Here is a 9,686-nt window from a genome sequence, read left to right on the forward strand (position 1 = left end):
ATCAGCGGTGCGAACTGCTCCCACTCCTCGTCCGTCAAATCAGACGGGTAGCGCTTGGTCTTCTTGGCGATCTGGGCCATCCGGCCACGGCTCTGCTTTGTCCACATCTAAAGCTTGAATCATAACCCAGCCTCAGACGAAACCCCCGGCAAGCCGATTTTCAAAACGGTCTCTCAGCTGCAAAGGGTTCGCAACTACGCCTCCTCCCAAGGCGCGCCGGCCCGGCAGCGAGCTCAAGGCTCCTGCCGGGCGTCTGCGCACGGTTAGCGGGCGGGCCGTCAACCTGTCTCACTCCGCCTCGACATGTCCGCAGCGTTCCTTTCTGAACTTTGCGCTGGCGTCTCTCGGCTTTTACCCTTTCGTTGTCCAGACCGGCGCTCGCAATGTTATAAATAATGGCCCTTATAAAATGTTCCGCCGTTATCGCCCTTGAGACTAGAAGTGCCGGATAACGGTATTTTAACCGCATTTAGCTGACTGGCAGCCGATGCGCGGCAGAATAACAGTCACAAAGGATCTAGCATGATACTCACCCGCTCGTCATTATTTTGTCGGTATGCTTGGCGCACCGTAGCTGCCGTCGTTAGCGCGCGAGCGGGTAGCTCAAATCGAAAGCCGCCGGATGAACTTAGAAGGAAGGTTCCGCCTTACAGGGAGCTGATGGAAGTTGATCCCGATTCAGGCCAAACCTTTAGCCGAGCTTGAAAGCGTATGGGCCCCAAAGAGAGCTGTTTGTGCAAAGCTTGGGCGGCCATGATCACACACTGATGGCACGTATGATGCAGCAATGCTTTAAACGGCATTCGCTGGAAGTGCGTCAAGGGAACTCGCCACTTTTTCTCTCGGCGGCAGTGTTGAGACCGTCTTCACGGCGAGCCCGGTCGAGCACATCGTGCGCGGGGAGCTGCGTCTGGCGACTCGCCGTCCAAGGAGGCAGCGTCCGGGCCAAGTGGGCGGTTATTCGACCGACACCTAAACGGCGCGCATCCGCCCCGAGCTGCGCGGCGAGCAAGTGGTCCTCCCCTTTTTATGTCGCGACTGCGCCGCTGGAACCAGGTATTCGCCGCACGATCCTGCCCGAGGGGGCTGGAGAGTGTGGGACACCCCCACCGTGACTGACCGCCTTTCGCATAGACAACGCGGAGCGCCTCATTGCGGGCAGCGTGGGAGCGCTTCGCGGCACCGTGAAGAGGTCCAAGTTTACGATGTGCAGATCGCCTTCATCTTGCGCAAGGCTAAGAAGGGACGGCGGTCGGAGGTCTCTCGTGGTCCAGCTCAGAACGGTTCAAAAATCAGGAGGCAGCCCACATCCCTGGCGGGCTTTTCAATCAGAATCGCAGCCGACCGCCCGGGAGACTTTGACGTCTCCCCATAAGCTGCGCCTCAAAATTTCGACCGCGGCCAAGAGCACCATATAAAGTTGCAGGAAGACGCGGTTTTCTGCATCGGCGGAATAGGTTTGCAGAAAACAGCCCGTGAGGGCCTGATATGGTGCCGATTTAAGCATGCGCAAAGACCCCACCATTCGCCCGAAATACTAAGGAGAACAACGTGCCACACGTCAAACTTTTTAAGCCTGCCGACGTCGAGCAAAAGTACAACGACAGGGGTACGTCGTGGCATGAGTTTGTCAACGAGAAAGACAGCGCAGCTCTAGCCTCCGGCATCACATATCTTCGAGATTCTGACTTCGAGTGGACGCTGTGGTATGACGAGATGGTGATATGCATTGATCCGGGGCAACTGCTCGAGGTGACAGTGGATGGTCATGCATATCCTCTGGCAAGTGGCGAATCGATATGGCTCCCGAAAGGTACCGTCGCGAGGTATCGGTCCGTCGGCCTTGCTTTAATGTACTATGCAATCTCTCCGTCCGACTGGAGAAACGATACCCGGTATTCCCGGTATGCCCAATCCTGCTAAGACATGCGCACGATCTGAGTTCCGTGCCCATATGCTTGTGACCGGTTAGTAGGCGACTGCCGCCTCCTGGAAGGTAACGGCCCTCGTCTTACGCTCATCTGGCAGACCGGCACGAAAGCGACGCGCGAGGCGTCGTCAACAGACGTGGACGAACACTCAGCCGATTGCTGCGGCAGGCCACACTCGGATCGAGTATCTGGAGCTTCGGACTTGGGCCTCGCGCCGGTGCAGACACCGTTGCGCTCCCATTTGCCGCGCGGCCTGAATGGTTGAGGTTCTGTCTCGTTTGATCGCACGCTAACGGCGCCATTGGGGTTGGCCATTGACCGCCATGGGTGGAAACCTCATGTAACGAAATGCGCATTCGTGACTTCAAAATGGATCCGCTCAGCGCAGTTGAGAGCGGCGCGCACGTCCTCATGAACTACCAACTCTCACTCACCAGAGTCGTTCTGGAGGATCGCGGGAACAAGCGTTTGCGTTTCATCTCGCAGAGTAACGGCAAAAAAGACGTCGCGATCCTAGAGCGAAACACCCCGCACTACCTGGCATGGTAGCTGACGGTTTGGCGGGCAATCTACATTGGGCGTGGCGATAGTTTCCGTAATCGGATGTTGCAAGACAGCACAAGAAACGAGAGTTGAATGAAGGTACTTGTCGCAGTGAAGCGGGTTGTGGATGCGAATGTGAAGGTTCGTGTGAACTGACGGTTCGGCGGTGGAACTCGCCAACGTCAAGATGGCGATGAACCCATTCGACGAGATCGCGGTCGAAGAGGCGATCCGGCTGAAGGAGTCCGGCAAGGCGGAAGAGATCATCGTTGTCTCGATCGGGCCGCAGCAGGCGCAGGAGACCTTGCGCACCGCGCTCGCCATGGGTGCCGACCGTGCCATCCTGGCCAAGACCGACGAGCAGACCGAGCCGCTGGGCGTTGCCAAGGTGCTGAAGGGCGTGGTCGAGGCGGAAAAGCCCGGTCTCGTCATTCTCGGCAAGCAGGCGATCGACGACGATTCGAACCAGACCGGCCAGATCCTGGCCGCGCTTCTGGTCTGGGCGCAAGGCACTTTTGCTTCCAAGGTCGTTATTGATGGCGACAAGGCCAAGGTGACTCGAGAAGTCGATGGCGGCCTGCAGACGGTGGAGCTGAACATGCCGGCGATTGTCACCGCGGATCTTCGCCTCAACCAGCCGCGCTATGCCTCGCTGCCCAACATCATGAAGGCCAAGAAGAAGCCGCTCGACGAAAAGAGTCCGGCCGACTACGGCGCCGACGTCAAGCCGCGGCTGAAGGTGGTCAAGACCGAGGAACCGGGTGGCCGCAAGGCGGGCGTGAAGGTCAAGAGCGTCGCCGAACTAGTCGACAAGCTGAAGAACGAAGCCGGCGTGTTGTAAGGCTGGAAGGGACAAAAAAGATGACAATTCTTCTGATTGCCGAACACGACAATGCGACGCTTTCCGACCAGACCGCCAAGGCGCTTTCGGCGGCACTGCAGATCGGCTCGGACGTGCATATGCTGGTTGCCGGCAAAGGTGCCAAGCCGGCAGCGGACGCAGCCGCCAAGCTCAAGGGCGTCACCAAGGTGCTGCTCGCCGACGCTGACGAACTGACCGAGCGTCTCGCCGAACCGCTGGCGGCACTCGTCGTTTCACTTGCTGAGCCATACGAGACGATCATCGCGCCGGCGACCTCGTCGGGTAAGAACGTCGCCGCGCGTGGCGGCGCTGCTCGATGTCGCCCAGATATCGGAAATCATCGAAGTCGTGTCGCCCGACACCTTCAAGCGGCCGATCTATGCCGGCAACGCCATCCGGACGGTGCAGTCGAGTGACGCCAAGAAGGTCATCACGGTGCGCACCGCTTCCTTCCAGGCCGCACCCGAGGGTGGTTCCGCGCCGGTCGAGACGGTTCAGGCGGCGGCCAATCCCGACCTCGCGAGCTTTGTCGAGAACAAGCTCTCCGAGACCGACCGTCCAGAGCTGACCTCGGCCAAGATCATCATCTCGGGTGGCCGTGCGCTGGGCTCCTCCGAGAAGCTCCAGGAGGTCATCCTGCCGGTCGCAGACAAGCTCGGCGCCGCCGTCGGTGCCTCCCGTGCCGCCGTCGATGCCGGCTACGCGCCGAACGACTGGCAGGTCGGTCAGACCGGCAAGGTGGTCGCACCCGACCTCTACATCGCCGTCGGCATCTCCGGTGCCATCCAGCACCTTGCCGGCATGAAGGATTCGAAGGTGATCGTCGCCATCAACAAGGACGAGGAAGCGCCGATCTTCCAGGTCGCCGACTATGGCCTCGTCGGCGACCTTTTCCTCATTCTGCCGGAACTAAAAAGGGCGCTGTGATCTCCCAAATTCGATCGTCGGCACCAATGGAAAACAATCTATGAAGAAATGCGTTCTGACGGTCTGCACGGGGAATCGTTGCTGCGATCTCGAGCCTCCTCTCAGCTCAAGGCTGCAACATTGTCGACAGCTCGCAGTTCGATGACCTTCATACCGGTAAGTTCTTCATGCGCGTCTCCTTTATCAGCGAGGAGGGAGCCGAACGGAAGGCAATTGAAGTGGGTTTCCACCCGATTGCGGACGAGTTCTGTATGTCATGGAATATGCATGACGGTACGCATCGCATGAAGGGTTTGTTGATGGTTTCGAACTTCGGACACTGTCTGAACGATCTCCTCTGCCGTTGGCAGATCGGTGCGCTGCCGATCGATATCGTCGGCGTCGTCTCCAACCACATGACCTATCAGAAGGTGGTCGTGAACCACGATATTCCTTTCCACCACAGCAAAGTCACGAAGGAAAACAAGCCGAAGGCCGAGGCCCAGCTGATGCACGTCGTCGAGGAGACGGGGACAGAACTCGTCGTGCTCGCCCGATACATGCAGATACTCTCCGATGCGCCCTGCCAGAAGATGTCCCGCCGGATCATCAACAGTCATCATCATTCCTGCCGTCCTTCAAGGGCGCGAACCCTACAAACAGGCTTTCGAGCGCGGCGTGAGCTGATCGGGGCTACGGCGCATTACGTTACCGCTGACCTCGACGAGGGTCCGATCATCGAACAAGACGTTGCCCGTATCACCCATGCGCGGAGCACTGAGGACTACGTTTCCATCGGCCGCGATGTGGAAAGCCAAGTATTGGCCCGCGCTATCCACGCGCATATCACTATCGCACCTTCATCAATTGGAACGAACCGTCGTTTTCCAGGCAAGCCCCCGTTCTCACCGTTCCGAAATGATGGGCTGAGATGGCCTCCGGATTGACGGAAAGGAGATCGGGGAGTTAATCATCAATGGCCATGGCAAACGCGGTTCACCGAGTGAGACGTGAAGAACGGTGTGAAACCTGCTCTGTCGGAGATAATCGTCGGGCACGATCCGGCAAGTTCACCAAATGATCAGGCATGCGCGTTCGAACCTCGTTCGTTGGGTGTTCCCAATCGTAAGCGGATAACTTCGGCAGCTAGTTTCGAGCCGCCCAACCATCTTCAGCGTGCTGTGTTTGGCTCCTCGATCAGCCGACCGTGAAGAGGCTTGATGCTTAATGCTCATCGAGGCTGGAGGCGCGGCGGCGGCACTGCGGGCGTGGCGCCAGTTGCCGATCTTCGCCCGCGCAATCCAGCGGATCGCTCGACACTCCCACGTCGATCGGCGCCGCCGTTGCCGCGCCGACATGCCCTTGTCCGAAGCCTTCCATGACCCGCGACCGACATCCCGCTCAATACTCTTCCCATCGTCCACCTCTATCGAGGTGGATGTTGAATCAGCACGACACGCAGATGTCGCATCACAATCGATTCACTTGATCACAGGACGTGCTCTAGGTTCCTCCTGAACAAGCTCTCCGAGACCGACCGTCCGGAGCTGCTCAGCAGGATCATCATCTCGGAGGGCGTCGCGCTTGGCTCCCTCGCAGAAGTTTTCAGTAAGCCATCCCGTCTGTCTGGTAGCTGGGTCAACTCGGCACAACCCCACTGGTTCGAAATCTGCGCAAGCGGCTACAGAACGCTGATTTCCTGCGGTCACGGGTCGATATTTCGCTCAATCCGGGCTGCGGGACGAGCTATGTTTCAAGAAACGGCACTGGCCGTCCTCTTCACGTTTGAACCGGCCACTTAAGCCTTACAGGCTGCCCCAACTCCGAAGGAGTCCGCCTTTATGAACCAGATCGCCAAAGATGTGAGCCTCGCACTCTTCGACCGCTTGGAGTCGGAGGTGCGTAGCTACGTGCGCTCGTTTCCGGTCCTATTCGACCGGGGAGTTGGCACAACACTAACAGCGGCAGACGGTCAGGAATACCTAGACTTCTTCGGTGGGGCGGGTGCGCTCAACTATGGCCATAACAACCCAGCCTTCAAGCAGGCGTTGTTAGACTATATTGAGCGCGATGGCATCGTGCACAGCCTTGACCTGGCTACAACAGCCAAGAAGGGATTTATTGAAGCTTTCGAGCGCTATATCCTGAAGCCCCGTGGTCTGACGTACAAGCTGCAGTTCACTGGTCCTACAGGCGCCAATGCCGTGGAAGCAGCGCTGAAGCTGGCTCGCCTGGTCACGGGTCGGTCAAATATCGTCTCGTTTACGGGGTCCTATCACGGGGTCAGCGCGGGATCGTTGGCGGCGACCGGGAATAAAGAGATGAGGGCAGCCGCAGGGTTCCCCCTCGCTCATGTGACATCGTTGCCATACGAAGGTTACCTAGGGGACGCGTTTGACACGATCGCCTACCTCGAGAAGCTTCTCACGGATCCGGCGAGCGGTTTTGATACCCCTGCCGCGGTGATCCTCGAGGCAGTTCAAGGTGAAGGCGGTATCAATGCCGCCAGTGTTAAATGGTTGCAGCTGTTGCGTGAGTTAACTTCGCGGCACGGGATCTTACTGATCCTTGATGACATCCAGGCGGGTGTCGGACGCACGGGGAAATTCTTCAGTTTCGAACCATCTGGCATCGTGCCAGACATCGTTACCCTGTCCAAGTCGTTGTCGGCATACGGAACGCCGATGGCTCTTGTTCTAATCAAGCCCGATCTGGATGTTTGGAAGCCCGCAGCGCATACCGGGACATTCCGGGGGAACAATTTGGCTTTCGTGACTGCTCGCGCGGCACTTGAAACTTACTGGTCCGATTCAAAGTTTGAGGATGACATTGCGCGGAAATCTGAGATCCTGGCTACCGAGCTTGCATCTATTGCCGCCGATCACCCAGCTCTCGGGCTGAGCGTAAGGGGCCGTGGCCTGATGTTTGGACTCGTTTCACCAAAGGATCACTCATTGCCGACGCGCGTTTCGAAGGAGGCCTTCGCTCGCCGTCTGATCCTAGAAACCGCTGGCTCATACGGTGAAGTACTAAAGTTCATGCCGGCCCTCACCATAGCCGAGGCTGATCTGCGTCGGGGCTTGTCAATCATCCGCGACTGCGTACGAGCGGTGCAGGACGGCACGGCGGCAAGTCGCTGACAGAAGCGGCATACGACAAAAGCAGCACCGATCGGTTTGCATTTGTCTTCGCAGGTCGTTCGATGCTCAGGCAGTCGAATGCGTTTCCGCTTTTGCATCGCGAAACCATACGGACTGTGTCGCACGTCAGTACTTCTGCGTGGATGATGTAAGTTTGGAGAATTTCGATGGCTGGCGCAGAAATAAGCAAGAATTATATCGACGGAGAGTGGAGAGATTCTTCATCCGGCGGACGGATCGAGGTTGACGACCCCTCAACTGGGGAGACCATTGCGGTCGTTGCGGAGGCGGGACCTGAAGACGTTCATCTGGCCGTTGCCGCCGCCAATCGAGTTTTTCGTGACCGCGTTCTGATAGACATGCATCCCTACGACCGGGGACGAATGCTCTTTCGTGTGGCAGATGCGCTCGAGGCGCGGAGCGAGGAGATCGCGACCATTAACTGCATCGAGACGGGCAAGGCGTTGGATCTTGCCCAGGGTGAGGTTCGCACCGCTATACGCTACCTGCGCTACTATGCCGGTCTGGCCGATAAGCTTGAAGGCCGATCGATCCCTCGCGGAGCCGAGTTTGTCGACTACACGGTCAGGAGCCCCTTCGGTGTCTCGGCCCAGATCGTGCCCTGGAATGGCCCTCTTGAACTAACGGCTCGTTCGCTTGCTTGCGCCATTGCCACCGGCAACTCAGTCGTTGTGAAGTCTCCGGAATTGGCTCCCCTGTCTGGGGTGGAGTTTGCGCGCGCCTGCGAAACCGCAGGATTGCCTGCCGGAGCCGTCAACATAATCACCGGTTACGGGCAGACCGCTGGCCAAGCGCTGATCGAGCATCCCGATGTTCATCACATCGTGTTCACGGGATCCACGGCAACCGGGCGAACGGTGCTTAAGGCCGCGTCGGAACGCATCGTCCCCTGTATCATGGAACTGGGCGGCAAGTCAGCGGCAGTGGTGTATTCCGACGCAGATCTAGATGCTGTCGTAGACGCTGTGCGCGTCGGAACCTATCTGAATGCAGGTCAGAATTGCAACAACTTAACAAGACTGCTCGTCCAACGATCCATCGCAGACGAATTATTGGAGAAAGTGAAAGTTTGCGTCGAAGGACTAACCGTTGGCCCAGGGCGGGAAAATTGTGACATCACACCCATGATCTCCCAGAAGCAGCGCAAGGGGGTCACGGAAGCTTGTGAGATTGCCGCTTTGGAGGGGGCACGGGTGGTAACCGGTGGGGCCGCACTTTCGGATCGGAGCGGCTATTTCATGGCCGCTACGGTTTTTGCAGATGTCACGCGAGACAGTAATCTCTTCCAGAAAGAAGTATTCGGTCCCGTTCTTTCGGTAACCGTTTTCGATGACCCATCCACGGGGATCGAATTAGCCAACGATACCGATCAAGGGTTGGCAGCTGGCGTGTTCACGCGGGATATCGACCGTGCTCTTTGGTGCGCCGATCGCCTTTGGGCTGGCCAGGTTTACGTGAATGGGTGGTACGTCGGCGGCGTAGAAACACCATTCGGCGGAGTGAAGCAGTCTGGCTACGGCCGGGAAAAGGGACAGGAAGCACTTGATGGCTACGTCCAGACAAGAAATATCGGCATCCGGATCTCACAGCCATCATCCGGTGAAGGGAGCAGGGCCCAGAGCCGCACCGCCACGCGCGATCAGGTGCTTTCTCAGCCATTCACGTTAAGCAATCTTGTTCAGCCGTAGCGGTGAGATAGGCGTCATCCCATCGAGCTGGGACTGCAAGATTTCGAGATAATCACGGAATGCTTCTCCGTGCTGTTCGGGTGACGATGCGCGATGCATGCGTCGTGCCTGCGTGCACGGCAGCGGGTGCGAGTTCGTGCAACCGCTCCCGAAAGAAACGAGGTCGTTGTTCGGATAAAACTCGCCCTCGGGCCCCTGTGGCTGGTTCCACGGTTACAGGCTCCTTCAGTGCGAGCCAAGGGAATTGGCATCTCTACGACACGGAAGAGCACATTCTGCGGACACCACAGAAGATTGCAGCTTCCCTGCCAGGAAGGGCTCTCTTTGCAGATATTCACTGTAGATTTTTGCTAATTTGCTCTCGCAAGATAGGAGGGGCCGTTGCTTTTCGACTATATAATTGTAGGCGGCGGCTCATCGGGCTGCGTCATGGCAAACAGGTTATCGGCCAATGGCAGTCACGTCCTGCTCATAGAGGCTGGTCCTGACTTTCCTCCGCACGCTATCCCTGATGATATCCTCGATGGGAACCCCACGCGTGCTTACTATAATCAACGGTACCAGTGGCCGTCGCTTACCGCAGCCGTTGCGCGAG

General features: G+C 57.9%; 7 protein-coding genes and 4 pseudogenes. 8 read left to right on the plus strand and 3 right to left on the minus strand.

All coding sequences use genetic code 11. The features are described from left to right. Window positions 1-107 (minus strand): annotated as a pseudogene (locus X726_RS1000000170150) (IS5/IS1182 family transposase); the annotation flags it as partial. 1,217 nt (window positions 108-1,324) lie between these two features. Then, complete coding sequence (locus tag X726_RS137790; protein WP_156940759.1) at window positions 1,325-1,507, minus strand: hypothetical protein; 183 nt, start codon at window positions 1,505-1,507, stop codon at window positions 1,325-1,327. Between the two features lie 44 nt (window positions 1,508-1,551). Here X726_RS137790 and X726_RS1000000168310 point away from each other — a divergent pair, with 44 nt between their 5' ends. The 5 genes and pseudogenes from X726_RS1000000168310 (at window position 1,552) to X726_RS00585 (ending at window position 5,189) form a co-directional block, all read left to right on the plus strand. Further along, a complete protein-coding gene (locus tag X726_RS1000000168310; RefSeq protein ID WP_023673810.1) occupies window positions 1,552-1,923 on the plus strand; it encodes a hypothetical protein in 372 nt (123 codons plus the stop codon). 356 nt (window positions 1,924-2,279) lie between these two features. Next, on the plus strand, window positions 2,280-2,480 hold the full coding sequence (locus tag X726_RS137785) for a hypothetical protein (protein ID WP_023673811.1): 201 nt from the start codon (window positions 2,280-2,282) through the stop codon (window positions 2,478-2,480). Between the two features lie 87 nt (window positions 2,481-2,567). Next, window positions 2,568-3,315: pseudogene (locus X726_RS00590) on the plus strand (electron transfer flavoprotein subunit beta/FixA family protein). 20 nt (window positions 3,316-3,335) lie between these two features. Beyond that, window positions 3,336-4,263, plus strand: a pseudogene (locus X726_RS01000000167765) (electron transfer flavoprotein subunit alpha/FixB family protein). A 119-nt stretch (window positions 4,264-4,382) separates the two neighbouring features. Further along, a complete protein-coding gene (locus X726_RS00585) occupies window positions 4,383-5,189 on the plus strand; it encodes a formyltetrahydrofolate deformylase (RefSeq protein ID WP_245272184.1) in 807 nt (268 codons plus the stop codon). 280 nt (window positions 5,190-5,469) lie between these two features. Here the strand turns inward: X726_RS00585 and X726_RS1000000171355 are convergent. After that, window positions 5,470-5,600, minus strand: a pseudogene (locus X726_RS1000000171355) (IS630 family transposase); the annotation flags it as partial. 483 nt (window positions 5,601-6,083) lie between these two features. Here X726_RS1000000171355 and ectB point away from each other — a divergent pair. The 3 genes from ectB to X726_RS1000000170155 form a co-directional block, all read left to right on the plus strand. Further along, on the plus strand, window positions 6,084-7,382 hold the full coding sequence (gene ectB / locus X726_RS137780) for a diaminobutyrate--2-oxoglutarate transaminase (protein WP_023673818.1): 1,299 nt from the start codon (window positions 6,084-6,086) through the stop codon (window positions 7,380-7,382). Window positions 7,383-7,549: 167 nt separating this feature from the next. Continuing rightward, window positions 7,550-9,091 carry an aldehyde dehydrogenase family protein gene (locus X726_RS137775; protein ID WP_023673819.1) on the plus strand — a complete coding sequence of 514 codons (1,542 nt, stop codon included), beginning with the start codon at window positions 7,550-7,552 and terminating at the stop codon, window positions 9,089-9,091. A gap of 429 nt (window positions 9,092-9,520) precedes the next feature. Then, window positions 9,521-9,686: hypothetical protein (locus X726_RS1000000170155; RefSeq protein WP_245272185.1), on the plus strand; the 166-nt coding region annotated here is incomplete at its 3' end.

Origin of the sequence: Mesorhizobium sp. LSJC285A00, from assembly GCF_000503155.1 — a bacterium.
Taxonomy (GTDB): domain Bacteria; phylum Pseudomonadota; class Alphaproteobacteria; order Rhizobiales; family Rhizobiaceae; genus Mesorhizobium.

Bases quoted from the DNA above. Each gene is read 5' to 3' on its own strand.
- X726_RS137790 (WP_156940759.1), bottom strand. From the start codon at position 1,507: ATGCTTAAATCGGCACCATATCAGGCCCTCACGGGCTGTTTTCTGCAA.
- X726_RS137785 (WP_023673811.1), top strand. From the start codon at position 2,280: ATGCGCATTCGTGACTTCAAAATGGATCCGCTCAGCGCAGTTGAGAGC.
- ectB (WP_023673818.1), top strand. From the start codon at position 6,084: ATGAACCAGATCGCCAAAGATGTGAGCCTCGCACTCTTCGACCGCTTG.
- X726_RS137775 (WP_023673819.1), top strand. From the start codon at position 7,550: ATGGCTGGCGCAGAAATAAGCAAGAATTATATCGACGGAGAGTGGAGA.